This is a genomic window from Curtobacterium sp. NPDC086286 (assembly GCF_044746255.1).
GTDB lineage: Bacteria > Actinomycetota > Actinomycetes > Actinomycetales > Microbacteriaceae > Curtobacterium.
The window spans coordinates 132,337-157,473 of sequence record NZ_JBIVBW010000002.1; the positions used below are offsets into that span (position 1 = coordinate 132,337).

The 25,137-nt window shown below is 73.0% G+C and carries 21 protein-coding genes; 12 read left to right on the top strand and 9 right to left on the bottom strand.

The annotated features are described in order from the left end of the window. Nucleotides 1-34 precede the first annotated feature (34 nt). The gene (pyrE, locus tag ACIPKM_RS04075; protein WP_022905654.1) at nucleotides 35-586 is read left to right on the top strand and encodes an orotate phosphoribosyltransferase; all 552 of its coding nucleotides are present in this window, start codon (nucleotides 35-37) and stop codon (nucleotides 584-586) included. Continuing rightward, nucleotides 583-2,733 carry a septum formation family protein gene (locus tag ACIPKM_RS04080; RefSeq protein WP_402736220.1) on the top strand — a complete coding sequence of 717 codons (2,151 nt, stop codon included), beginning with the start codon at nucleotides 583-585 and terminating at the stop codon, nucleotides 2,731-2,733. The genes pyrE and ACIPKM_RS04080 overlap by 4 nt, the downstream gene beginning before the upstream one ends. Before the next feature lie 83 nt (nucleotides 2,734-2,816). On the opposite strand, the gene ACIPKM_RS04085 is transcribed toward ACIPKM_RS04080, so the two are convergent. Beyond that, a complete protein-coding gene (locus ACIPKM_RS04085) occupies nucleotides 2,817-3,770 on the bottom strand; it encodes an aldo/keto reductase (RefSeq protein WP_402736221.1) in 954 nt (317 codons plus the stop codon). Nucleotides 3,771-3,875: 105 nt separating this feature from the next. Between ACIPKM_RS04085 and ACIPKM_RS04090 the strand changes: the two genes are divergently transcribed. Both ACIPKM_RS04090 and ACIPKM_RS04095 read left to right on the top strand, forming a co-directional pair. Continuing rightward, nucleotides 3,876-4,520 carry a HEAT repeat domain-containing protein gene (locus ACIPKM_RS04090; RefSeq protein ID WP_402736222.1) on the top strand — a complete coding sequence of 215 codons (645 nt, stop codon included), beginning with the start codon at nucleotides 3,876-3,878 and terminating at the stop codon, nucleotides 4,518-4,520. A gap of 416 nt (nucleotides 4,521-4,936) precedes the next feature. Next, nucleotides 4,937-6,229, top strand: coding sequence for a sodium:proton exchanger (locus ACIPKM_RS04095; protein ID WP_402736223.1), 1,293 nt, complete (start codon nucleotides 4,937-4,939; stop codon nucleotides 6,227-6,229). Nucleotides 6,230-6,585: 356 nt separating this feature from the next. On the opposite strand, the gene ACIPKM_RS04100 is transcribed toward ACIPKM_RS04095, so the two are convergent. After that, nucleotides 6,586-7,275, bottom strand: coding sequence for a metal-dependent transcriptional regulator (locus tag ACIPKM_RS04100; RefSeq protein ID WP_071294437.1), 690 nt, complete (start codon nucleotides 7,273-7,275; stop codon nucleotides 6,586-6,588). Nucleotides 7,276-7,297: 22 nt separating this feature from the next. Between ACIPKM_RS04100 and ACIPKM_RS04105 the strand changes: the two genes are divergently transcribed. The 3 genes from ACIPKM_RS04105 (at nucleotide 7,298) to ACIPKM_RS04115 (ending at nucleotide 11,049) form a co-directional block, all read left to right on the top strand. Then, the gene (locus ACIPKM_RS04105; RefSeq protein ID WP_402736224.1) at nucleotides 7,298-8,179 is read left to right on the top strand and encodes a lysostaphin resistance A-like protein; all 882 of its coding nucleotides are present in this window, start codon (nucleotides 7,298-7,300) and stop codon (nucleotides 8,177-8,179) included. A 114-nt stretch (nucleotides 8,180-8,293) separates the two neighbouring features. After that, the gene (locus tag ACIPKM_RS04110) at nucleotides 8,294-10,105 is read left to right on the top strand and encodes a phosphatase PAP2 family protein (RefSeq protein WP_402736225.1); all 1,812 of its coding nucleotides are present in this window, start codon (nucleotides 8,294-8,296) and stop codon (nucleotides 10,103-10,105) included. A 77-nt stretch (nucleotides 10,106-10,182) separates the two neighbouring features. Further along, entirely contained in the window at nucleotides 10,183-11,049 is an 867-nt protein-coding gene (locus tag ACIPKM_RS04115; RefSeq protein WP_402736226.1) for a L,D-transpeptidase, read from the top strand. A gap of 18 nt (nucleotides 11,050-11,067) precedes the next feature. Here the strand turns inward: ACIPKM_RS04115 and ACIPKM_RS04120 are convergent, their stop codons facing one another. The 3 genes from ACIPKM_RS04120 to ACIPKM_RS04130 all read right to left on the bottom strand — a co-directional run bounded on the left by ACIPKM_RS04120 (nucleotide 11,068) and on the right by ACIPKM_RS04130 (nucleotide 13,194). After that, on the bottom strand, nucleotides 11,068-11,481 hold the full coding sequence (locus ACIPKM_RS04120) for a hypothetical protein (protein WP_402736227.1): 414 nt from the start codon (nucleotides 11,479-11,481) through the stop codon (nucleotides 11,068-11,070). Between the two features lie 118 nt (nucleotides 11,482-11,599). Next, nucleotides 11,600-12,394 (bottom strand): methyltransferase domain-containing protein, encoded by a 795-nt coding sequence (locus ACIPKM_RS04125; protein WP_402736228.1) that lies wholly within the window; start codon nucleotides 12,392-12,394, stop codon nucleotides 11,600-11,602. Between the two features lie 2 nt (nucleotides 12,395-12,396). After that, nucleotides 12,397-13,194: an HAD-IIA family hydrolase gene (locus ACIPKM_RS04130; protein ID WP_070417042.1), complete on the bottom strand. Its 798-nt coding sequence runs from the start codon at nucleotides 13,192-13,194 to the stop codon at nucleotides 12,397-12,399. A gap of 178 nt (nucleotides 13,195-13,372) precedes the next feature. On the opposite strand from ACIPKM_RS04130, the gene ACIPKM_RS04135 reads away from it, so the two are divergent. Beyond that, nucleotides 13,373-14,050, top strand: coding sequence for a TetR/AcrR family transcriptional regulator C-terminal domain-containing protein (locus tag ACIPKM_RS04135; RefSeq protein ID WP_336697979.1), 678 nt, complete (start codon nucleotides 13,373-13,375; stop codon nucleotides 14,048-14,050). Between the two features lie 28 nt (nucleotides 14,051-14,078). Next, nucleotides 14,079-14,744, top strand: coding sequence for a TrmH family RNA methyltransferase (locus tag ACIPKM_RS04140; protein WP_402736229.1), 666 nt, complete (start codon nucleotides 14,079-14,081; stop codon nucleotides 14,742-14,744). Nucleotides 14,745-14,815: 71 nt separating this feature from the next. On the opposite strand, the gene ACIPKM_RS04145 is transcribed toward ACIPKM_RS04140, so the two are convergent. Then, entirely contained in the window at nucleotides 14,816-15,814 is a 999-nt protein-coding gene (locus tag ACIPKM_RS04145; protein WP_071294444.1) for a LacI family DNA-binding transcriptional regulator, read from the bottom strand. 374 nt (nucleotides 15,815-16,188) lie between these two features. Between ACIPKM_RS04145 and ACIPKM_RS04150 the strand changes: the two genes are divergently transcribed. Further along, nucleotides 16,189-16,929 (top strand): endonuclease domain-containing protein, encoded by a 741-nt coding sequence (locus ACIPKM_RS04150; protein ID WP_402736230.1) that lies wholly within the window; start codon nucleotides 16,189-16,191, stop codon nucleotides 16,927-16,929. A 10-nt stretch (nucleotides 16,930-16,939) separates the two neighbouring features. Continuing rightward, nucleotides 16,940-17,743, top strand: a complete 804-nt coding sequence (locus tag ACIPKM_RS04155; RefSeq protein ID WP_175495977.1) for an NAD(P)-dependent oxidoreductase — start codon at nucleotides 16,940-16,942, stop codon at nucleotides 17,741-17,743. An 88-nt stretch (nucleotides 17,744-17,831) separates the two neighbouring features. Here ACIPKM_RS04155 and ACIPKM_RS04160 read toward each other — a convergent pair whose 3' ends face one another. Genes ACIPKM_RS04160 through ACIPKM_RS04170 form a run of 3 tightly spaced genes read right to left on the bottom strand, consistent with a single transcriptional unit; the run spans nucleotide 17,832 to nucleotide 21,255 of the window. Continuing rightward, complete coding sequence (locus ACIPKM_RS04160; protein WP_402736231.1) at nucleotides 17,832-19,901, bottom strand: YhgE/Pip family protein; 2,070 nt, start codon at nucleotides 19,899-19,901, stop codon at nucleotides 17,832-17,834. Beyond that, nucleotides 19,898-20,596 (bottom strand): hypothetical protein, encoded by a 699-nt coding sequence (locus ACIPKM_RS04165; RefSeq protein WP_402736232.1) that lies wholly within the window; start codon nucleotides 20,594-20,596, stop codon nucleotides 19,898-19,900. The genes ACIPKM_RS04160 and ACIPKM_RS04165 overlap by 4 nt, the downstream gene beginning before the upstream one ends. Next, on the bottom strand, nucleotides 20,593-21,255 hold the full coding sequence (locus tag ACIPKM_RS04170) for a TetR/AcrR family transcriptional regulator (RefSeq protein WP_083403140.1): 663 nt from the start codon (nucleotides 21,253-21,255) through the stop codon (nucleotides 20,593-20,595). Before ACIPKM_RS04170 ends, ACIPKM_RS04165 begins: the two co-directional genes overlap by 4 nt. Nucleotides 21,256-21,416: 161 nt before the next feature. Between ACIPKM_RS04170 and ACIPKM_RS04175 the strand changes: the two genes are divergently transcribed. Continuing rightward, a complete protein-coding gene (locus ACIPKM_RS04175; RefSeq protein ID WP_402736233.1) occupies nucleotides 21,417-25,088 on the top strand; it encodes a S8 family serine peptidase in 3,672 nt (1,223 codons plus the stop codon). The last annotated feature ends 49 nt before the right edge of the window (nucleotides 25,089-25,137 follow it).

The window sequence follows — 25,137 nt, forward strand, 5'->3', positions numbered from 1 at the left end:
GCGCTGCGGGGACGACCGGCTACCCTTGTGGGCTGTGACCGACGCGCGCGACCAGCTCATCCAGTTCATCACGGACGAAGCGGTGTTCCACGGAGACTTCACCCTCACCAGCGGGAAGAAGGCGACGTACTACATCGACCTCCGCAAGGTGAGCCTGGACCACCGTGTCGCCCCGCTCATCGGTCAGGTGATGACCGACCTCATCGGCCAGGTACCGGACGTCGCCGCCGTGGGCGGACTGACCATGGGCGCCGACCCCATCGCGAGCGCCGTGCTGCACCAGGCCGCCGCCCGCGGACTCGCCTACGACGCGTTCGTCGTGCGCAAGGAGCCGAAGGACCACGGCCGCGGCAAGCAGGTCGAGGGGCCGGACCTCGCCGGCAAGCGCGTGATCGTGCTCGAGGACACCTCGACGACGGGCGGCTCGCCGCTCAAGGCCGCCGAGGCACTCGAGCGCGAGGGCGCGATCATCGCCGCCGTGGCCGTCGTCGTCGACCGCGACACCGGCGCGAAGGAGAAGATCGAGGCTGCCGGGTACCCGTACTTCGCGGCCATCGGGCTGGCTGATCTGGGGCTGAGCGCGTGACCGAGGAGCGTCCGGACGACGCGCACGAGCCCGACCAGACCGCCGGTCCCGCAGACGGGGACGACGGACTGGAGGCACGGCGCGACTCCGCCCCGGACGCTCCGTTCCACGGTCTCCGCAGTGCCGCCGACATCTTCGGTGCGCCGCGGGGCGCGGACGACTGGCCCTCGCGCCGTGAGCGGCGCGAGGCGGAGAAGACCGCGCGCGAGACCGGCGCACCCCTGCCGGACCCGTTCGAGCCGGTGGTGTCCGACGAGCCCGTGACCCCCGGGTCGCCCGGGTCGCCCGCATCGTCCGCGTCGTCCGCGTCGTCCGCCGAGGACGACTCCACGCAGGCGATCTCGATGCCCGAGCAGCTCGAGGCACCGTCCGAGAACCCCCAGGCCGACGCCGAGGCCGAGCGGGCCACGCTCTCCGACCGGATCCCCGCAGCGGCCCCGGTCCCGCCGTCGTCGACCGCACCGCACCCGTCGTCGATCAGCCTGCCGACCGCCCAGTCCCACCGCGACCAGCGTGCGGCCGAGAACCGTGCGATCGACGAGGAGCGGCGCCGCACCGACCCGTTCGGCGCCGGGCGCGAGGACGTCGACTGGCTCGGTCGGGCCACGGGCTCGCAGCCGGCCGACGCGCCCGCTGCGCCCGCGTTCCCCGTCGTGCCGCAGCCGGTCGGCGTGGAGAACGTCCTGCCGGCCACCGACGAACCGCCGAGCTTCACGGAGCTGCTCCGCATCGCCGACGGCGAGGGCGAGGGCACCGGCGGGCAGGAGCGCCCGTTCGACTGGGCGATCCGCGACGACGAGGCCGGCGAGGTGCCGGCGACCCTGACCACGAACGCGTTCGACACGACGGCGCTGGCCGGCGGCTCGTGGAGCCTGGCGGACGACTCGGACGACGACGTCGTCGCGGGTGCGCTGCCGATCCCGGTCGGCGGGACGCCCGTCGTCGAGCCGACCGCGGCGGTGGAGCCCGGGCACCTCGACGGCGCGACGGCGGCGCCGGAGGACGAGCCGCGCCTCCAGGCCGACGAACCGACCACGGCGCTGCCCGTCGCCGGCGGCCCGTGGTGGGCCGAGCCGGACGGCACCGTGCCGCCGACGGCTGCCCCGCCGCTGGTCGAACCGGCCGCGTCCGAGGCGGAGCCGAGCGCGTACCCCGCGCACCTGCCTCCGGCGGTCGGGCAGGACCTCGACGCCGTGATGGGTATCCGCGGTCACGAGCCGGAGCCGCTCCCGGTCGCCGCGCCGGACGACCTCGACCAGTCCGAGTGGGACGGTCGCGAGACCAGCGACACGAGTGCGATCAAGGACCTCTTCGGGACCGAGGCGGTCGGGCAGCTCGGTGGGACCGGGTACGACCCGCACGACACCGGAACGCGCATGATGCCGGCCGTCGGTGCCACGCCGGCGCACGCACCCGCGCCCGAGCGCACGCCCGTGCCACCCGTGGCGCCGGTGCCGTCGGCGTCCGCGGGCGGGGGCGACCGCGACAACTTCATCAACGAGGGCTTCGCCAAGCTCCGGAACGAGGGACAGCGCGGGAAGCGGCTGCTCATCTGGGGCTCGGTCGCGCTCATCGTCGTGCTGCTCGTCGCCGTGTTCGCGCTGACGCGGTGGATCCTCGGCAACTCGATCGAGGAGCGCACGCCGGCGCCGACGTCGACCTCGGCGGCCTCGGCGTCGTCGGCGGCGACCCCGAAGGAGACGCCGTCCGCCGCGGCGTCGCAGCCTTCGTCGGCATCGACCTCGCTCGAGACGCTGCAGTTCGCGACGACGCCGGCGGCCCCGGGCGAGCACGCGTGGACCGACCTCGCCGGCGGGGAGTGCCTGTCGCCGTTCACGAACGCGTGGGCGCAGACCTACACGGTCGTCGACTGCCAGACGCCGCACGTCGCACAGCTCACCGCGCGGCTGCCCGTCTCGGCGAACCAGTGGCCCGGGCCGGACGCGCTCGCGGCCCAGGCGGCCGAGCAGTGCCAGACCTCGGCGGCGTTGAACGCCTCGGCCGCGGCGGCGTACGGCGACGTGCAGGTCCAGGGCTCCTACGCGCCCGACCAGGAGACGTGGGACCAGGGGGACACGTTCATCTCGTGCTTCGTCACCCGGTCGTCGGGCGACACGATGACGGGGTCGGTCGCGCCGAGCGCGTGAGGGGTCGGGCCGGACGGACGCGGGACGACATCACCGAGGTCGTACGACGTCGACGATGTCGTCCCGGGTCGACCGCGCCGGTGTCAGGCCGCGGCCGAGACCTTCCCCGACACGTCGGAGAGGGTTCGCAGCTCGTCGGCGCTGAGCTCCAGCTCCGCCGACGCCAGCAGTGCCGGCAGCTGCTCGGTGTTGCGTGCGCTGGCGATCGGCGCGACGACGTCCGGCTGCGCCTGCAGCCACGCGAGGGCGACCGTCGCGACCTCGGTGCCGCGGTCCTGGGCGATCGTGGCGAGCGCATCGACCACCGCGAGTCCCGCCTCGTTGAAGTAGCCGGAGACCTGGCCCTCGCGGTCCTTGCCGGCGAAGTCCTCCGTCGTGCGGTACTTGCCGGTGAGGAAGCCCGCCGCGAGGGAGAAGTACGGCACGACGCCGAGGTGCTCGGTGGCGGCCAGGGGAGCGATGTCCGACTCGTACGGCTCGCGGGTGACCAGGTTGTAGTGCGGCTGGATCGCGACGGGCAGTGCGAGGTCGTTCTCCCGCGCGATGCGGATCCACTCCGCCGCCCGCTCCTTCGAGTAGTTCGAGATGGCCGTGTACCGGACGAGGCCGTCGCGCACGAGCTGGTCGAACGCGCGCACGGTCTCCTCGAGCGGGGTCGACTCGTCGTCGAAGTGCGCGTAGTACAGGTCGATCCGGTCGGTGCCGAGGCGCTCGAGGCTCGCGCGTGCGGCCGCGGCGACGTTCGCGGCGGAGAGGCCCTGGAACTGCGGGTGCTGGGAGACCTTCGTGGCGATGACGACGTCGTCGCGCTTGCCGGACTTCGCGAACCACGAGCCGATGACCTGCTCGGACTCGCCGCCGGAGTTCCCGGGTGCCCAGGCGGAGTAGACGTCCGCGGTGTCGACGAAGTCGCCGCCGGCCGCGGTGTAGGCGTCGAGCACCTGGTGGGAGGTCTGCTCGTCGGCCGTCCAACCGAAGACGTTGCCGCCGAGGGCGAGGGGGAACACCGTGAGGTCACTGGTACCGATGCGGGGCATGGGGATCCTTTCGTGGTCGTGTCGAACGAACCCGCCCACGCTATGCCTCGACCCTTGGCGGGCGGTCTCCGGACGTCACGCAGGACGGTGCGCTTGCATGGGGCCATGTCCGCGCTCACCACCGCACTCGCCGACCCGCGCTCGTCCGTCCGCCTCCGCGCCGTCATGGCAGCGGGGACGCACCCGGACCCGGCGGACCTCGACGTGCTGGTGGAGCAGTGCGCCGTCGAGCCGGACTTCTTCGTCCGCGACATGCTCACGTGGGCACTCATCCGGCTCCCCGCCGACGCGGTCGTCCGTCGGGTGCTGCCCGAGCTCGACCGACCGCTGCCGCAGGCCCGGAGCCAGGCGCTGCACACCCTCTCGAAGATCGGTGACCCCGCGGTCTGGCCGTCGGTGCGGCCCCTGCTGCGGGACTCCGACGTCGGGGTCCTCCGAGCAGCCTGGCGCACCGCGGCCGCACTCGTCCCGGACGCCGAGCGTGACACTCTCGCCCGGACGCTCGCGGAGCACCTCGGCCGTGGCGACCAGGAGACCCGGCTCAGTCTGTCCCGCGCCCTGGTCGCACTCGGCGAGGACGCCGTGCGACCGGTCCTCGACGACGCCTCGGCGCGCGGTGCGGACGACGTCCGTGCGCACGTGGCCGAGGTCGACCGCCTGCTCCGGGACCCGGACGCCGCGAGTGCCCTCGCCGTCGAGCGCGCCCGCCGCGAGGTCGCGCTCGGCCGCACCCGCTCCGCGAAGGGGTAGCGCGCGCCGCGCGGCGCCCCGCGCGCCGCGCCGCGCGTCGTTTCGTGAGCAGAAACGGTCGAGTCGGCGGAGGTGACCCGACCATTTCTGCGCACGAAACGCGGTGGGCGCGACCCGGGGACGGACGGGAGGCGCGGTGCGGCGCCGCCACGCGCCTCCAGGCCGTTCCGGGGCGGGTCGGGGAACACCGGGATTCGGGATGCCGAACAGGCCGGATCGGCTTGCGTGAGCGGATCGGAGCGCGCCAAGGTGGTGGCGAAGGGGAGTAGCTCCCAGCGCGTGCATCGACACACTGGCCATCACGACGATCGGCCCGGTGCACGTGGCCCTCGAGGCGAGCGAGACCTTCGGCCGTTCCGCCATGGCCGAAGCCGCTCGAGTGTGTGCAGCGTCATGGCTCGACCACGAGGACCACCATGACCGACACCCTGTCTCCCGCTTCGACGCCCGGCATCGTGGCGTCCCGGATGGGCGCCAGCGTCTGGGGTCGCATCGCGATCTGCATCGCCATCGCCCTGCCCGCCGTCGTCTTCCGGATCGGCGGGTTCGCGCCGAACCCCGTGGTCGACCTGCTCGTCTTCGGCGGTGCCGTCGTCGCCGCCTCGTTCCTGCTCGCCTGGGCCGCCGAGGCCGCGCAGAAGGACATCGCCGGTGCCCTCGCGATCGCGATCCTCGCACTGATCGCCGTGCTCCCCGAGTACGCGGTCGACCTGTACTACGCGTTCCGCTCCGGGTACGACCCCTCGTACGAGCAGTTCGCCGCGGCCAACATGACCGGCTCGAACCGGCTGCTGCTCGGGTTCGGGTGGCCCCTCGTGGTGATCATCTCGCTGCTCGTGGCGCGCCGGTTCGTCCGGACCGGGTCGCTCCCCGCCTCGGCCACCCGGGTGCTCGAGCTCGAGCGTTCCTCGCGACTCGACATCGGGTTCCTGGCGCTCCTGGCCCTCGTCGCGTTCCTCATCCCGCTGATGGGCTCGATCCCGATGTGGTTCGGGTTCGTGCTGCTCGCCGCGTTCGTCTGGTACCTCTGGCGGGCGTCGAAGGTCGAGGACGGCGCCGACGACGAGGAGGAGATGGTCGGCATGGCGGGCAACATCGCCTCGATGCCGCAGCGTGGGCGTCGCTGGACGATCGTGGCGCTGTTCGTCGTCGCCGCGGCCGTGATCCTGTCCTCGGCGGAGCCGTTCGCGGACGCGCTCGTGCAGTCCGGCAGCGCGCTCGGGATCGACAGCTACTTCCTCGTGCAGTGGCTCGCGCCGCTCGCCACGGAGGCGCCGGAGTTCATCGTCGCCGCGCTCTTCGCGCTGCGGGGGATGGGCGGGGCGGCGATCGGCACGCTCATCGCGTCGAAGGTCAACCAGTGGTCGCTGCTCGTCGGGTCGCTGCCGATCGCGCACGTGCTCGGCGGTGGCACCTCGGGCGGGCTGCCGCTCGACGGTCGGCAGGTCGAGGAGTTCATGCTGACCGCGTCGCAGACCGTGCTCGGCGTGGCGATCATCATCGCGCTGCGGTTCCACCGGTGGTCGGCGATCGGGCTCGCGGCGCTGTTCGCGGTGCAGTTCTTCGTGACGGACACGAACGGGCGGTGGGTGCTCAGCATCGTGCACCTCGTGGCGGCGGCCGTGGTGTTCTGGATCAACCGGCGGGAGATCCTGCCGACGGTGACGGCGCCGTTCCGCCGGGCGTCGTCCCCCGTGTTGCGCGGCTGACGCGCGGGCGCGTGCGGCGCCGGCGCGGGGGTGCGTCGAGTGGGCGGGATGCGTCACGCTCGGCGCCGCCAGGCGGCGCGTGGTGCCCGCTCGGCGGACGTGAGCGGCGGGTCGTGCCCGGAGGGCGGCGGTGGATTCCGCCCGCTGGGACGGGAGGCGCGGTGCGGGCTGGCGCCGTGCCTCCCGTCGGTCCGGTGGGTGCGTTCCCACGAGCGGGCGCGACATGCCGTCGGCCGCGCGCCGAGTGGGCAGAAAACGTCACGCTCGGCGTCGCCGGGCGGCACGTTGTGCCCGCTCGGCGGACGTGAGCGGCGCGGCCGCGAGCGGCGGGCGCGGCCGACGGGAGCCGCGGGGCGTCAGTCGGCGTCGGGGGCGAGCCAGATCGCGGACGCCGCCGCCGCGGGCAGGTCCACGAGGGACTCCGACCCGTCCGACGATCGCCGGGACACCGCGATCACCCCCGCGTAGTCCCGCACCTGCTCCACCCGCAGGTGCGTCCCGAGCCCGACCCCGAGCTCGTCGAAGTACCGCAGCAGCGAGGGGTCGTCGTCGGACACCCGGTCGACGGTGCCGCATGCCCCGGGCTCGATCGCCCCGAGCAGGGTCCCGGGGGAGTCCGGCACGGTGCCGTCCGCGCGGGGGATCGGGTCGCCGTGCGGGTCGTGCGTCGGGTGCCCGAGGTCGGCGTCGACCCGGTCGAGGAAGGTCTCCGACACCGCGTGCTCGAGCGCCTCGGCCTCGGTGTGGACCTCGTCCCACGAGTACCCCAGCCGCTGCACGAGGAACGTCTCGATCAGCCGGTGCCGCCGGACCATCGCCACGGCGACCTGCTGGCCGAGCGGGGTGAGCACGACGCCGTAGTACGGGGTGTGCTCGATGAGGCCGTCGCGGTCGAGCTTCCGAAGGTTGCCCGAGACCGTCGACGCGGACACCTTGAGCGCCGCGGCGATGTCGCGGGTGGCCAGACCCGTCCCGCCGCGCTCACTCGCCTTCCAGACGAGCTTCACGTAGTCCTCCGCCATCGTGGACAGGGAGGGCAAGCGCATGCCCCAATGGTACAAACGGCAGGTGACCGTCGCCGCCCCCTCCCGCCGCCGCTGGCCCGTTCCGCCGTCGCTGCTCGTCGGCCTCGCGCCGCTCGTGGTGTTCGCGGCCGTCAGCGCCTGGCGGGCCCGGCCGAGCGACGACTACCCGACCCTCGGGCAGACGGTGGACAGCGTCGTCCGGTCGCTCGTCGTCCCGGAGGGAATCGCCGCCGTCGCACTCTGCCTCGTCGTGACCGGGCTCGGCTGGTGGCGCATCGCGACCGTCGACCCGACGCGCACGCGCCTGCGGTGGACGATGGTGGCGCCGATCCTCATCGTGGTCGTGTGCATCGTGCGGCTGCCGCTCGTGGACTGGTCGGCGCTGCCGGTCCGCTACTTCCTGCTGCTCGCCGTGGGGGTGCTGCTCGTCGGGGTCTTCGAGGAGCTGATGACCCGCGGCGTCCTGCTCGTGGGGCTCCGGCGGCGCCTGCCCGAGTTCGGCGTGTGGATCGCGTCGTGCGCGCTGTTCGGGGTGCTGCACCTGCTCAACGCCCTCGCCGGGGCCGGTCTCGGGGTGACGCTCGTGCAGGTCGTGTTCGCGGCGTCGTTCGGTTCGACGCTCTACGTCGCGCGTCGGCTGACCGGGAACCTGCTCCTGCCGGTGCTGCTGCACGCGTTCTGGAACTTCGGGTCGATCGGCCTCTCGGCGACGACGGACGTGCAGGACCCGTCGAAGCTCGCCGTCGTCGGCGTGATCGGGCTGCTGTCCTTCGCGGTCCTCGCGTTCGGGGTCGTCGCCGGCGGGGTGATCGCGTGGCGGGACGACCGGCCGCGCCGCCTGCGGCGCCGGTGGCGGACGGTGCCGCCCATGGGGGCGTACGCGGTGCTGGGCGACGAGCCGCGCCTCCCGTCCGCCGTGTGGTGACGACGGACGCACGGGAGGCGCGGGGCTGCGAGTGCGCACAGGCTGCGGTCCGGTTCACCTCGGCTTGGTGCACCGTTCCCCGCTCGGCAACCACCCGTCCTTAGCGTTCGGCGCATGCACAGATCAGCACTCCGCGGGGCGACCGTCGCCGCCGTCGCGACCGCCCTCGTCGTCGGCTCGCCCCTCGTCGCCACCGCGGCGGGGTACCCGAGCGACACCGCCAAGCCCGACCTCGTCTCCCTGCTGAGCGGGTACGACCAGTACTGGAAGTCGAGCGGGACGAACGACCTGCACGGCACCGTGCTCGATGCCGGGACGCTGGCGGAGAACGACCAGCTGACCTCGTGGATCAACCAGCACGCCACGAAGGCGCAGCAGCTGAAGGCGCTGCAGGACTCCGAGTACCAGAACGCCACGAACACCGCCTACGACCAGTCGATGACGGTGTCGCAGGGGCTCGGTCCGGCACTCGAGAAGATCTACGTCGAGGGTCGGAACGCCGGGAAGCTGCCGCTGACCTCGGCGGTGGTGAACTCCTCGAACGGCACGAGCGGCGCGTACGTCAGCACGGGTGACGCGAAGGCGCACTACAGCTACCCGCGGCCGTACCTGCCGGCGAGCAGCACCGCGACGCTGCCCGCGACCGACGACCAGACCGGCTGCGCCCCGGCGAAGGTGAACGCGTCGTCGCTCGCCGCGAACCGCGCCGGCAAGGCCTGGGCGTCGGCGGACGGGACGCTCGACATCACGCGGGTGCCGGTCGCCACGGACACGTCGCACGAGTTCTCACCGAACGACGTCGTGCTCGACCCCGGGTACGGCACCGCCGGCATCTGCACGGGCGGCTCGTACCCGAGCGGTCACACCACCACGGCGTACCAGGCGGGCATCACCCTCGCCACGCTCGTGCCGGAGCTGGCGCCGGAGCTGCTCGCCCGCGCTTCCGAGGCCGGCAACGACCGCATCGTGCTCGGCGTCCACTACCCGCTCGACATCATGGGCGGGCGCATCGACGGCGAAGCGGCACTCGCGGCCCGCTGGTCGGACACCCAGTACCGCACCGAGGTCCTCGAGCCGGCACGGAAGGAACTCGTCTCGTACCTCGAGCAGCAGTGCGGCGACACGCTCGCGAACTGCATCGCCCACTCGACGGCGTACTCGGACGACCCGTACGGCGGGGCCGCGATCCCCGGTGGCACCGCCCAGGTCGTCACCGACCGCGCCTCGGCCGCGGCGGTCTACCGCGAGCGGATGACCTACGGCTTCGCGGCGACCGGCACCACCGGGCTCGCCCCCTCGGTGCCGACCGGTGCGTCGAACCTGCTCCTCACCGCGTTCCCGACCCTGACCGACGCGCAGCGCACCGCCGTGCTCGCCCAGACCGAGATCGCGTCGGGCTACCCGCTCGACCAGTCCGGCTCGGCCGCGGGCTCGTGGGAGCGCCTCGACCTCGCCGCCGCCACGAGCGCCACGGTCGCGGTGTCGGCCGACGGCTCCGCGAAGGTCCTCTCGACCGGCGGCACCGCTCGCGTCGTGACCGGCGTCCTCACGGCGCCGAAGGGCACCTCGGTCGCTGCCGGAGGGTCGCTCGCGCTGGCCGGCACCGGGTTCACCCCGGGGGCCTCGGTCCGGGTCGTCCTGCACTCCACCCCGGTCACGGTGGGCACGCTCACCGTCGCGGCGGACGGCACGGCGTCCGGCAGCGTCACCATCCCGGCCGGCACGGCCACGGGAGCGCACACGATCGACGTGGTCGACGCCTCCGGCGCCTCGGCGCTCGTCGCACCGCTCGCGATCACGGTGACCCCGGCCGCTGCCGGTTCGGGCACGGGCACCGGTGGCACGGGAGCCGGGAGCGGCGGCACCGGCACCGGTACCGTCGCCGACCCGGGGACGGGCATCCACCTGCCGGTCGTCTCCGGCTGATCGCGGGCCGGCCGGCGTCCGTCCCGTGCGGCGGCGCCGGCCGCCTTCCCGTTCCCGTCACCCCTGGAGCACCCCCCATGCGCACTCGCACCCTCTGGACCGCGACCGGCATCGCTGCCGCGGTCGTCCTCGCCGGGGCGGTCGCCGTCCCGTTGCTCGGGTCCACCTCGGTCGCCTCGGCACCCGTTCCGTCGGCGTCGGCGACGCGGTCCCACCTCGCCCCGGCCGTGCCGCACGTCGGGGCAGCCGCGCTCGCCGCACTGCCGGAGGCGCAGTACTCGGCGGTCATCGGTGCGCTCATGCCGTTCGACCGGACCATCACCTCGGACACCGTGTTCCAGCTCCGGGCCGACGCACCCCTGTTCGGCGCGGCGCGGACCACACCGATCGCGCGGTTCGCCGCCACCGACTTCCTCCGCCAGCCCACCACGGTCGTCGGGGTCGAGCGCGACGGGGACTGGGAGCGTGTCCTCACCCCGGCGCGCCAGCAGCTGCCCTCGGCCGCCGGGGGATCGGCGGCGGCGCAGACCTCGGCGTGGGTACCGGTGGCGTCGCTCCGGGAGGTGTCGACCCCGACCTCCCGCGTCGTCATCTCGACGACGGACCAGTCCGTGTCGATCGTCTCGTCGGACGGCGGGGCCGTGCAGCGGTTCCGCGCCGGGGTCGGCACGGCGGACACCCCGACGCCGACCGGGGTCACCGGCTACCTCGAGCAGCGGTACGTCGACCCCGCGCAGGGCACCGGCGACCACCCGATCCAGCTGACCTCGTTGCACTCGAGCGCGGCCGACGAGCCGTACGGCGGGCACGACGGCGGGCTGATCGGGCTGCACTGGAACGCGACGACCTCGGGTGCGGTGTCGCACGGCTGCGTGCGGCTCGACGCCGAGGCGGTGGCGGCTGTGGACGCCCTGCCGCTCGGCACCCTCGTCACGGTCGAGTAGGGCGCCGAGCGGCGGCGATCAGCCGGTGGCGCCGCCGATGATCGCCGGACGCTCGAACGGGTCCGCGGAGACGAACGTGACCGCCTGTGCGCGGAACTGGTCGACCCCGGCCGTCGGTAGCCTGACGAAGTCCGTCCACGTCTCGCCCGCGGCGACGAACCGCGAGGCCTGCTGCTCGTCCACGATCACGTGGTCGTCGGGCGTGCCCGAGAACGCCGTCGCGTCGACGACGACGGTGCGGGCCTCGGTGCACTCGATCGTCCAGTGGACCCAGCCCTTCAGGTGGTCGGCGACCATCGTCGTCGTCGAACAGCCGGGGGATGACGGGTCCCGGGGGCCGGGGACCGAGGCGGACGCGGCGGTGGGCAGTGCAGCGACCGAGAGGCCGAGCGCCATCGTGCCGACCGCGGCGACCGAGAGGATTCGCTTCATCGTGGAACTCCAATCTGATGTTTCAGGAGTTCCGAGTCTGGTGGCGGCGACGCGGTCGAGCAACCGAGTGGCAACGCGTTGCCGCGCCCGATGAGCGGCGGCGATCACGGGGTTCGGTTCAGGGCTTGCGGCCGACGGCGAAGACCCGCCGGAACGGGTACACCGTGCCGTGCGCCCCCGCCGGGTACGCCGACCGCAGCGCCGCCGCGTACTCCGCCTCGTACGCCGCGGTCGACACGCCGGACGGGTCCGCCGCGTCGAGCGCCTGCAGCGCCGGACGGAGCCCGGTCCCGCGCACCCAGTCGAGCACCGGGTCGACGCCCGGCAGGATCTGGGCGTAGGTGGTCTCCCACGCGCGGGCTTCGAACCCGGCGTCGAGCATGATGCCGAGGTAGCCCGCCGGGTCGAGCACCGGGTCCTCGCGGAGGACACCGGCCAACGCCGGCGCCCACGGCCCGGAGGCGGCGACGGACCGCATGAGCGCGTGCGACGGCGACCCGAAGTTGCCCGGCACCTGCATCGCGAACCACGACCCGGACGGCATCGCGTCGAGCCACCGCGGCAGCAGTGACACGTGCGACGGCACCCACTGGAGCGCCGCGTTCGTCACGACGACGTCGTCCGTGGGGCCGGGTGTCCAGTCCTCGATCGAGCCCAGCTCGAACGACAACCCGGGGCCGGTCGGCGCCGACGCCAGCATCTGCGCCGAGCTGTCGATCCCGACCACCGACGCGGAAGGCCACCGCGCTGCCAACGTGGCGGTGAGGGTCCCGGGGCCGCAGCCGAGGTCGACGACGCGACGTGGCGCCTCCTGGCCCGCACCCGTCGGCCACGCGATCTGCGCGACGAGGTCGTGGAAGGGCCGCGCGCGGTCGTCCGCGAAGGCGGCGTACCGCGACGGGTCCCAGCGCATCGCTACAGCTCCACCTCGAAGGGTTCCGTGCGGACGAGCTCGTGGACGCCGGAGATGACCTCGCTCGGGCGGAAGGGGTAGCGGTCGATCTCGGCCTGGTCGCTGATGCCGGTCATGACGAGGACGGTGTGGAGTCCTGCTTCGATGCCGGCCTGCACGTCGGTGTCCATCCGGTCGCCGATCATGCCGGTGTTCTCGGAGTGGGCGCCGATCCGGTTCATCGCCGAGCGGAACATCATCGGGTTCGGCTTGCCGACCACGTACGGCTGCTTGCCGGTGGCCTTCTCGATCATCGCGGCGATGGCGCCGGTCGCCGGGAGGACCCCTTCGGCCGACGGGCCCGTCGCGTCGGGGTTCGTGACGATGAAGCGGGCACCGTCGCGGATGAGGCGCACGGCCTTGGTGATCGCCTCGAACGAGTAGTTGCGGGTCTCACCGACGACGACGTAGTCGGGGGCGGTCTCGGTCATGATGAAGCCGGCCTCGTGCAGGGCCGTGGTCATGCCGGCCTCGCCGATGACGAACGCGGAGCCGCCGGGCATCTGGGACTTGCAGAAGTCGGCGGTGGCGAGGGCGCTCGTCCAGATGCGCTCCTCGGGGACGTGGATGCCGGACCAGCGGAGCCGGGCGCTGAGGTCACGCGGGGTGAAGATCGAGTTGTTCGTCAGGACGAGGAACTCCGTGCCCTCGTCGAGCCACTGCTGGATCAGTTCCGGCGCCCCGGGGAGCGCCTGGTTCTCGTGCACGAGCACGCCGTCCATGTCGGTCAGCCAGCACTCGACCTCGTCGCGGGTTGCCATGCCCCTCACCCTAGTGCGCGCCCGTGACGGCCCGGCTCGGCGTCGGCTCGGAGAAGGCCGGGAGGCACGGATCGGCTCTTGCGCGCCGGTCGCAGACCCGAGATGGTCGAGACACCGAATGCCGGTCGGCTTTGCCCTAGGCTTTTCGGGACACGTACTGGAAGAAGGAGGACGCCCCGTGCTCGTCGAACCCGGAACCCCGCCCGTCGCACCCCGGCCCGTCACGCCGCCGGAGCAGGCCGAGGCGACTCCGCGACGGCGCCGTGGCCGCCCCAACGTCCTCAGCCGCGAGCAGGTGATCGACGCCGCGACGGCCATCGCGAACGAGGACGGCCTCGACCGGCTGTCCTTCCGCGCGCTCGGTGTCCGGCTCGGCGTCGCACCGATGACCGTGCACCGGACGATCGGCGGCCTGGACGACCTGCACGCCGAGCTCGTCCGCCGCACGGTCGACGAGTTCACCGCGACGTTCGTCTGGCCGGACGAGTGGCACGCGGTCGTCCGGACGTTCGCCACGACCTTCCGCGACCTCATGCTGACCCACCCCCTCGTGCTCGAGTCGCACAGCCGCCGCGGGGCCCTGGTGTCGACGGAGTCCGACGCCGTCGTGGCGAAGGTCGTCGGTGCGCTCCGGTCGGCCGGCCTGCCCGACGCCGAGGCGATGTACGCGTTCTTCGTCGTGTACGACTTCGTGGTCGGGCACACCGGCGTGCAGGTCGGCCGGGGCTCGGCCGCGGCCGGTCGTCCGGAGCGGCACGAGCTCGTGGCGGAGATCCTCGGTTCGCACTCGTACGAGGACCGGTTCGCGCTGGGGCTCGACGTCCTCATCGCGGGGATCGAGTCCCGGATCCGGTGACCGGCGACCCCGCCGTACGCTTGGGGGCGTGACCGCCGTCCCCGAACCGTCCCACGAGCGGACGACGAACGGGGTCGGGCCGCACCCCGAGCCCTGGCCGGACGACCCGCGGCTCGACCCGGAGCTCCTGGCGACCGGGGACACCCGCAACGTCGTCGACCGGTTCCGCTACTGGTCGATGGACGCCATCGTGGCCGAGCTCGACACCCACCGCCACGCGTTCGATGTGGCGATCGAGAACTGGCAGCACGACCTCAACATCGGGTCGATCGTGCGGAGCGCCAACGCGTTCCTCGCCGGCACCGTGCACATCGTCGGGCGCCGTCGGTGGAACAAGCGCGGCGCGATGGTCACCGACCGGTACCAGCACGTCCGGTACCACCCCGACGTCGCCGCCTTCCTCGAGGCCATGCGCGACGAGGGTCGCCCGGTGATCGCGATCGACAACACCCCCGGGGCGTCCCGCATCGAGACGGCGCCGATCCCGGAACGGTGCGTGTTCCTGTTCGGGCAGGAGGGCCCCGGGCTGACCGACGAGGCCGTCGCCGGGGCGGACGGACACCTCGAGATCACGCAGTTCGGGTCGACGCGGAGCATCAACGCCTCGGCGGCCGCGGCGATCGTCATGCACAGCTGGGTCGTCCAGCACGCCGCCACCGACTGCACCAGCGGGGCCGACGGCTCCGCGCTCTGAACCCTGCACCTGTCGGCCGCAGCCGGCGGGGCGGGGGTGAGCCGCGCCTCCAGTCCGCTGCCGCGTCTGCGTCAGCGCGCCGCCGTGGTGCGCCGCGCGACCAACCGGGGCTCGACCAGGACCTCGGTCGCCGCCGACGTCGGGTCGGCGATCCGCGCGAGGAGCCGCTCGCCGGCGCCGCGCCCGATCTCGACACTGCGGTCGTCGATGCTCGTGAGCCCCACGTACCGCGTCGCCGCGAGCGGGGTGTCGTCGTAGCCCATGACCGACACGTCCTCGGGGACGCGCAGCCCACGCTCGGCGAGCTCGGACAGTGCACCGAGCGCCATCACGTCGTTCGCGGCGAAGACGGCCGTCACCTCGGGGTGTGCGTCGAGGAGCTGCGCCAGGGCGCGCGACCCGGCCTCCTCGGTGGGTTCGCCCGGGAGCACGACCGTCGCGACCTCGGCGCGGCCGTCGACACCGGCGCTGAACCCCGTGCGTCGTTCGTCGGACGCGGCTGACGAGGCGCCGACGAACCCGAGGCGCGTGTGGCCGAGGGCGAGCAGGTGCTCCGCGGCCATCGCCCCGCCCGCGCGGTCGTCGTTCGCCACGGTGTCCGCGCGGGGGACCGCGACGCGGCCGCCGGCGATGACGAGCGGGGTCGAGGCGGGGATCGCGAGGTCGGTGTCGGGCTCGCCGGCGATGACGATCCCCTCGACGCGCATGGACAGGAAGCCCTCGACCGGCGAGGCGTCGAGCCCGGTGTTGAGGAAGCGGTCCGCGACGACGAGTCGGTGGCCCTGGTCCTGCAGCGACTCGCGCAGGCCGGTCAGCAGGTCGACGAACCACTGGTTCCGGAAGTCGTCGAGGACGACGCCGATCGTCCGGGAGCGCGTACCCGCGAGCGACACCGCGGCCGTCGAGGGGCGGTAGTCGAGCTCCTGGATCGCCTTGAGCACCGCGTCACGCCGCTGCTGGCTCACCCGCGGGGAGCGCTGCAGGACGAGCGACACGAGGGACTTCGAGACCCCGGCGCGCGCGGCGACGTCGTAGATGGTCGCGGGTTTGCCGGCTCCCATGATCTGCATCGACCTCCGTGGCTCTCCCGTCGATGGTAGCGGGGGCCGCGCGCGTGCGGCGCCGGCCGCTTCGTGAGCAGAAATGGTCGGGCGCGTGGTGCCGACCCGACATCGTCTGCTCACGATCTGCGCGTGGTCACTCCTCCACACGGGAGGCGCGGTGCGGGTTCTGCACGAGCGCTTCGGTACGCGGGCGGTGCGGGAGCGCGGGGCGCGAGGGTGACCGCATGCGACCACGCCCGCTTCCGCCCGCGCTCCGCAACCGCGCGTTCGACGTCCACGCCGCGGACCGCGCAGGAGTCTCCCGACAGCGACTCCGTCGGAGCGACCTCGTCCGGCCCACTCGTTCGATCCGGTGGGCCCGCGATCGCCCACCCGACGCCGTGCACCGGATCCGAGCCCTCCGGCCGGTCCTGCTGCCCGGACAGTTCGTCAGCCACGTCTCCGCCGCCGTGCTCTGGGGGCTGCCCGTCCCGGTCGACGACGAGGCGCCGGTGCACGTCACGAGTCCGATCCCGACCGCCCAACCGCGTCGCACGGGCGTGGTCGGACACCGGATCACGCCCGACCGAGCGGACGTCGCCGAGCGGTGGGGCATGCCCGCGAGCACTCCCGCAGCGCTGTGGGTCGACTGCGGCGCGATGCTGACGACCGACGAGCTCGTCGTGCTCGGCGACGCGATCGTGACCGAGCCACGGTGTCGCACGACGATCGACGACCTCCGGACCGCACTCGTCCGGGCCGGAGCCCGAGCAGGCGTCCGCAAGCTGCGGACGGCGATCGAGCTGGTCCGGGTCGGTGCCGGCTCGCCCCAGGAGACGCGGGCGCGGCTCGCGATCGTCCGCGCGGGCCTTCCCGAACCGGAACTGCAGGTCGAGGTCCGAGACGAGGCAGGGTCCTTCGTCGGTCGGGTCGACATGGCCTACCCGCGGCTCCGCGTCCTGATCGAGTACGAGGGCGACCACCACCGCACGGATGCCGCGCAGTGGGCCAGCGACCTCCGTCGCTACCGCGAGGCCGAGCGCCTCGGCTGGGTCGTCGTCCGGTGGTCGCGCTCGGACCTCACCCGCTACCTCGCCGAGGCCATCGGACACCTGCGGTCGGTGCTCACACGCCGGGGGTAGCGTCCGGGCAATGGCGACGCTGCTCATCACCGGGGCCGCAGGACGCATCGGCGCTGCACTCCGGCCCCGACTCCTCGCGGCCGGTCACGACCTCGTGCTGTTCGACGAGCGCACGCCGGACGACCCACCGACCGGCGGTGAGCGCTTCGTGCCCGGGTCGGTGCACGACGCCGATGCCCTCGACGACGCGCTGATCGGCGTCGACACCGTCGTCCACCTGGCGGGCATCCCGACCGAGGCCGCGTGGGACGACCTCGTCGCGGCGAACCTCACCGGGACGAAGAACGTGCTCGAGCGAGCGGCCGCGGCCGGGGTCCTCCGGGTCGTCCAGGCGAGCTCGATCCACGCCGTCGGCCGAGTGCCCGAGCCGCTCGACGAACCGGGGAGCGTGCCCGGGGACCGGCTGCCCCGTCCGGACACGTACTACGGCGTGACGAAGGCCGGGATGGAACTCCTCGGCAGTCTCTTCGCCGACCGGTTCGGGATGTCGATCGTCTCGGCACGCATCGGTGCGTTCGGCGAGCAGCCGTCGTCCGGTCGTGCGCTCCTGATGTGGAGCTCGCCGGACGACCTGGTGCGGTTGGTGCTGGCGACGGTCGCGCTCCGGGACCCGGGGCACCACGTCGTGTGGGCGCTGTCCCGGAACACCGGGTCCCCGGCCGACCTCACCGCGGGGGAGCGGATCGGCTTCGTGCCGGTCGACGACGCCTCGGGCGTGCTGGACCCGGACGCCCGTGCGGCCCTGCCCGCCGAGGACCTCCGCTACCTCGGTGGCGACATGGTCGAGCTGCCGCTCGGGCGAAGCACTTCGTGAGCAGAAACGGTCGGGTTCCCTGAGGCCACCCGACCATTTCTGCTCACGAAGCGGCGCGGCGGCGCGCGCCCGCCCGGCGCCCGCCCCGCTACCCGATCAGGCTCGGGCGCAGGTCGCGCAGCGTCCGCGACCGAGTCTGCCGCGCCGTCACGACGAACGACACCAGGAGCGCCCCGAGCAGCCAGCACGCGAGCACGCCCGCGTCCGACCACGCCGCACCGAGGTCCCCGCCGTACATCGTCTGCCGGATCGCGTCGACCGAGTACGTCATCGGCAGCGCGAAGTGCAGCGCCGCCAACGGCCCCGGCAGCGTCTGCCACGGGAACGTCCCGCCGGCGGTGACGAGCTGCACGAGCATGAGCACCAGGCCGAGGAACTGCCCCACCGAGCCGAGCAGCACGTTCAGCGCCATGATGATCGCCGCGAACGTCGCCGATGCCAGCACCATGACCCCGATCGTCGCCCCGGCGTGCACGACGTTCAGGTCGAGGGCGAACCGGACGATGAAGAACAGTGCCACCATCTGCACGAGTCCGAGCAGCGCCGGCGTCAGCCATCCGCCGAACACCACCGCGAGGGGCTTCCGCACCGCGGTGATCGCCCGCTTCGAGATCGGCTTGAGGATGAGGAACAGCGCGTACATGCCGATCCAGGCCGCGAGGGAGATGAAGAACGGCGCGAGACCGGCCCCGTAGTTGTCCGCCGCCGCGACGTTGTCGTCCCCGACCTTGACCGGGTCCGAGATCACCGATGCCTGGTCCTCACGCTGCGACGCGTTCGACGCCGGGATCTTCGTGCGGCCCTCGTCGAGCTTCGAGGCGAGCTCGGACGAGCCGCTCTGCAGCTTGGTCAGCCCGGACGCCAACGACTTCGCGCCGTCGTCGGCCGAGGCCGCTCCGGACGCCAACGAAGCCGCGCCGGACGACAGCGTGGGCGCGGCCGACGCGAGCTGCGAGGTGCCAGAGGCCACCTGCGACGAGCCCGACGCCAACTGCGCGGCACCGTCCGCAGCGGAGGAGACCCCGCCGGCCAGGGTGGGGGCCGCCGTCGCCAGGGCGGAGGTGCCGGCCGCGACCTGGGCGGACCCGTCGCGCAACTGGTCGACGCCTTCGAGCGCGGCCTTGGCCTTCGCGAGATCAGCCTTCGTCCCGTCGTCACCGAGCTGCGCGTCGACGGTGGAGGTGATGACCGCCTGCACCTCCGGCGTCAGTTCCACGCCACGGTCCGCGGCGGCCTTCGTGATCGCCGCGGTCACGGTGTCCGGGGAGAGGCCGTTCAGCGCGTCGAGCGCCGGATCGGTCTGGTCGGCCAGTGCCTTGTTGCCGGCCGCGACCTGCTGTGCGCCCTCGTTCAGCTGCGCGGTCTGCGCGGGCAGCGACGCGGTCTGCTGCTTGGCCGTCTGCAGCCCCGAGGACAGCGTCGCCGCCCCGGAGGCGACCTGCTGGGCGCCCTGGTCGAGCGCAGCGGTCTGCGACGGCAACGCGGCGGTCCCGTCCGCGAGCGTCGCCGCCCCGGAAGCGAGCTTGCCGGTGCCGTCCGCGAGCGTGGCCGCGCCCGACGCAGCGGACTTCGCACCGGAGGCGAGCTGCCCCGCGCCGTCGACCGCGTCGCCCAGGCTGTCGCGCACGTCGGCGAGCCCCACGAGCAGGGTCTTCGCCGCCTGCTTCCCGACCCGCTCGGCGACGGCGGTGCGCATCGTCTTGCCCGCCTGCTCAGCGATGGTCGAGGCGAGGTACGAGTTCGTGTCCGCCGTCGTCATCACGAGCTCGGCACGCTTCGGGTCGTCGGACTGTGCGGAGACGAGGGACTCCGAGAAGTCGTGCGGGATCGTCACGACGAAGTCGTACGTGCCGTTCCGGACGCCGGAGCGCGCGTCGGCCGCGGTCGTCTTCGTCCACTTGAAGTCGGCGCCGTCGATGGCCTCCTTCGTGACGTCCTTGCCGTAGTCGACGTGGTCGCCGTCGAGCGTCGCCCCGGCGTCCTGGTCGACGATGGCGGCGGGGACCTGGTCGAGCTTCGCGTACGGGTCGCGGTTCGCCCAGAGGTAGGCGCCGCCGTACAGCAGCGGCACGACCATGAGCGCGATGAACGCGAGTCGTGCGAGCGGGGTCGCGGTGAGTCGCGCCAGTTCGGCGCGGACGAGCGAGGTGGTGGTCACGCGGTCGCCTCCGTGGGCAGGTGGTCGGTGTCGGACTGGAGGCGCGGGTCGTCTCCGTCAGGTCGGGCCACGTCCTCGGGGTCCTCGGTCTGGATGGTGTCGAGCAGGTGTTCGACGGTCGCGGCTGCGGCCTTGGAGGTCACGAGCACGACGGTCACGCCGCGGCGGGCGACGTCGCGGACGACCGCGAACCACCCCTCCACGGCGCCGCCGTGCCGTTCGGGCGAGGTGATGACGAGCCCGGTCACCCCGTCCCGCAGCAGGGCCAGTTCGACGAGGAGCCGGACCCGCACGTCGGTCGGGACCCGCTGCACGTGCGTGTCGGCGTAGTCCCGCAGCCCGAGCTCGTCGAGCACGGTGCCGACGTGCTCACGGGAGGGCCGCTGTCCGGCGAAGGCGAGCTCCTCGCGCACGATGCGCTTGAGGCTCATCACGGGGAAGGGCTCGGCGATGCCCGGCGTGTCCACGAGGGCGAACGTCCTCCGGACCGCCGCGGCGTCGTCGTGCCCGTCGAGCAGCACGCGACCGGTCTCGGGCCGCATGCGCCCGCCGGCGACGAGCGAGGCGAGCACGGGTGCCTGCTCCGTCTCGACGGCGACGACACCGGGGCGGCCGGGGGCGGCGACGGCGGAGACGACGGGCAGCGCGGCACCGGGCTCGTCGCCGATGCCGACGTGGTCGAGTTCGAGCGTCATGCGCGGTCCTTCTCTGTGGAGACCTTCGTGGTGGTGGAGGCGGCCGGCTCGGAGAGCGAAGCGGTGCGCCAGTCGATGCCGGCCATCCCGAGCGCCGAGAGGACGACCATGCGGCGTCCGTCGTCGTCGGAGGTGCCGGAGCGCGTGGCTTCGTCGAGCACGGCGATGCAGGCGCCCTCGACGAGCCGGCCGAGCGTCGCGGGGTCGACGTCGTCGCGCATGGTGCCGTCGGCGATCCCGAGGGCGCACGCGTCGCGGACCTGGGCGCGCAGGGGTGCGAACACCGCGGCCACGGACTCGCTGAACGGGCTACGGATCGCGACCCGGGCCATCGACCGGACGTGGGACACCTCGGACCACAGCGTCACCGCGATGGCGGCGAGCCGAGCGGCCGGTGGGAGTGCGCCGAGGTCCGCCGCGGTCGGCATCGCACCGGCGACACGAGCGGCCCCGGCGGTGACGACCTCGCGCACGAGGTCGTCACGGGAGGGGAAGTGTCCGTAGACCGCACGCCGGGAGAGTCCCGCGGCGGACGCGATCGTCTCGAGCGAGACGTCCGGGTCCGCCTGCAGTGCGGTCTTCGCCGCCTCGATCAGGGCAGCCCGGTTCTCCGTCGCGTCCCGGCGGGGAGCGCGTGCGGGCTGGTCAGGAGTGGTCACGCACCCCATCGTAATAACGTGCACACACGTGTGCAAGTTATCAGTTCCGGCACCCCCGACCGAGGGTGGTCCCCCAAAGTGCCGACTGCGCTCCCTGAGAGCAAGCGCATAACTTCACAGCAATTCCATGAAGAACACGGACGGAGCCAGGAGTGCGCCTTTTGAACCGTGCAACACCGAACGACAACCCGAACCCGAACCCCCATCGCATCGCACGCGTCCTGACCGCCGGCATCGCCGCCGCGGCCCTCGCGTGCGGTGGGCTCGCCGTCGGTGGGGCGGCCTCCGCGGCCCCGTCCGGCCTCTCGCCCGCCGACCTGAAGATCGCGCAGCCGCTGCGTGACGCGAAGCCACAGAAGACGATCGCGGCGTTCGTGCGCACGACCGGCCAGGGCGCCCTCGAGGTCGACGCGAAGGCCAAGGGCGGCGACCTGACGAAGTCGAAGACGCAGTCCTCGGCCGCGAAGCAGCGCGTCAAGGCGATCGGCTCGACCGTCGACGCGGTCCGCGCTGCCGTCAAGCAGTCCGACGCGGACGCCACCGAGCTCTACTCGACCGAGTACACCGTCCCGGGCATCGCCGTCGTCGCCGACGTCGAGGCGCTCCGGAAGGTCGCGGCGCGCTCCGACGTCGCGAGCATCATCCCGCTCACGCCGAAGACGGTCGTCGAGCCGACGGTCAACGAGGATGCCTCGGCGGCCCCGTCCGGCGTCGACCCGAGCCTCGCGAAGCCGGGCGCGGACGGCGTCAGCCCGAAGAACGCGGCGAGCGACGTGTACACGCGGGCACTCAACGCGTGGCAGCAGACCGGCCACACCGGCAAGGGCGTCAACGTCGCCGTGCTGGACACCGGCCTCGACTACACCCAGGCGGACTTCGGCGGCCCCGGCACCACGGCCGCCTACGACGCTGCCCTCGCCTCGACGAGTGCGCCTGCGCAGGGCTCGTACGACCCGCAGAAGTTCCTCGGCGGGTACGACTTCGCCGGGCCGACCTACAACGCGGACCCGACGGACCCCGACACCTACCAGCCGGTGCCCGCGCCGGACGACAACCCGATCGACGGCAAGGGCGGCGACCACGGCACGCACGTGTCCGGCACGATCGCCGGCTACGGCCTCGACGCCGACAAGCAGACCTTCGACGGCGACTACACCAAGCTCACCACGCAGCAGGTGCAGGACATGTGGATCGGTCCGGGCACCGCGCCCGAGGCCGGCCTCTACGCCCTCAAGGTGTTCGGCGACGGCGGCGGCTCGACCGACCTCACCGGTGCCGCGCTCGACTGGGTCGGCCAGTCGCTGACCGAGGGCAAGGACATCAACGTCCTCAACCTGTCGCTCGGTTCCGACTACGGCGCACCGGACGACCCCGACAACGCGAAGATCGACGCGCTCACCGCCCGCGGTGTCCTGCCCGTGATCGCCTCGGGCAACGCCGACGACTTCACCGACATCGGTGGCTCGCCCGGGAACGCGGAGGGTGCCCTGACGGTCGCCGCCAGCGCCACCGGCCAGTCGCTCTACGACGGTGTCCAGGTGACCGCCCCGTCCGCCGTCGCGAAGACCTACCGCGCGCAGTACTCCCAGAACTTCCAGGGCACGCTGCCGGTCGAGGGCGACGTCGTCGTCCCGACCACGAACGTCGACGGCTGCACGCCCTTCACGGGTGCGGACGCCGCGGCCGTCGCAGGCAAGGTCGTCTGGCTCAAGTGGACCGACGCCGCGCTCGAGTGCGGGTCCGGGGTCCGGTTCAACAATGTCCAGGCCGCCGGCGGCGTCGGCGTGCTCCTCGCGGGCACGATCAACACCTTCAGCTCGGGCATCGCGGGGAACGCGACCATCCCGGGTGCCGAGCTGACCAAGGACAGCGTGACGAGCCTCCTGGCCTCTGCCAAGGCCGGGACCCTGCACGTGAAGTTCGCCGACGAGCTCAAGGGCTTCGAACTCGCCACCGACCCCGAGGCCGTGAACACGCTCGCGTCGTTCACCAGCCGCGGTGTCCACGGTTCGTTCGGTGACATCGTCAAGCCGGACATCGCCGGCCCCGGCGTCAACGTGATCTCCGCGGCCAACGGCACCGGTGACGACCGCATGTCGATGAGCGGCACGTCGATGGCGACGCCGGACGTGGCGGGCATCGCCGCGCTGACGTTCGAGTCGCACCCGACCTGGTCGGCTCCGGACGTCAAGGCCGCGCTCATGAACACGGCCACGCACGACGTCGAGGACGGCTCCGGCACGGCGACCCTGCTGCGCCAGGGCACCGGCCGCGTCGACGCCCTGCAGGCCGTCACCGCCGACACCACCGTGAAGAGCGTCGAGAACGGTCAGCTCGTGACCGCCTCGTTCGGTGTCGTCGAGGTCTCGGGCAAGACCAGCGAGACCCGGTCGCTCCTCATCGAGAACACCGACTCCACGGCCCACACCTACGACGTGGCCTACCAGCCGCAGGTGTCCCAGCCGGGTGTCGCGTTCTCGCTCAGCACGAAGCGCGTCACCGTCGGCCCCGGTCGCGGTGCCGTCGTGGACCTGACGTTCACGGTCGCCGACCCGACGCAGCTCCGCCGCGTCATCGACCCCACCCAGGAGTCGGTGCAGCAGGGCTACCAGCGGGAGTTCGTCACCGCCGCGACCGGTCTCGTGACCTTCACCCCGACCGACAAGACGCTCGACCCGCTGCGCCTCGGCACGTACGTCGCGCCGAAGCCGGTCAGCGCCGTGCGCGGTTCGGGTGTGTCGTTCACCGGGTCCCAGAAGACCGCGAACCTCGCGCTGAGCGGCCGCACGGTCGACCAGGGCGGCCTGACCTCGGGCTACCACGCCGCGGTCGCACCGTTCGTGCTCGGCGGGACGGACGGCGTGGAGTCGTTCCCGACGGGTTCGGCGTCGCAGTCGCTCAAGGCCGCCGACGTCCGTGCCTACGGCGTCAGCTACGACAAGGCGTCGGACACCCTCGCGTTCGGTGTGCAGACGGCCGGTCCCGACGCCAACCCGGGCGCCGTGACCAACGTCGAGGTGTTCATCGACACGAACGGCGACGGCAAGGACGACTACCTCGTCTACGACGCGAAGTCGTCCGTGGTCGACGCGACGCTCGTCACGACGATCGACCTCGCCAAGGCTGCGCAGGCCGTCGACGACCCCGACATCGACCCGGTGGTCGACGCCTTCCCGCTCAACGGCGGTGCCCCCGGCCAGGACGTCAACACGTTCGACAGCGCCGTCAAGGTGCTGCCGGTGACGGCCTCGGCGATCGGTGCCGCGGGCAAGACCATCTCGTACCGGGTGGAGACCGAGTCGGCGTACGCGCCGGGTGCGGCCACCAGCGGGTCCTCGGTGGTCGACGTGACCTCGACGGCGAAGTTCAACCTCGCCAAGCCGACGCTCACGTTCGCGCAGGGTGGCCAGGGCGGCACGCTGTTCGCCGACAAGGGCACGCTCCAGGTCACCCGCGGCGCCGGTGTGGCCAGCGCCCGGATCCTGCTGCTGCACCTCGGCAACGCGGTCGGCAGCCAGGCCCAGAGCGCCGCGGCGACCTGGGTGGCCCCGGCACTGACGCTCGTCAAGGGCAGTGCGGTCTCCATCAGCGGCAAGCCGACGGTCGGCACGAAGCTCAAGGCGAACCACGGTACGTGGAACGGCTCGGGCGTCACGTACTCGTACCAGTGGCTCCGTGACGGCAAGGCGGTGAAGAGCGCGACGAGCTCGTCCTACAAGCTCGGCACGTCCGACGCCGGCCACACCTTCTCGGTGAAGGTCGTCGCGACGGCGAAGGGCTACCAGGACGGCACGTCGACCTCGAAGTCGACCGCCAAGGTCGCTCGCCGCTAGGCACCGACACCACCACTCGGGCCCCGTCGCACCCCAGCGACGGGGCCCG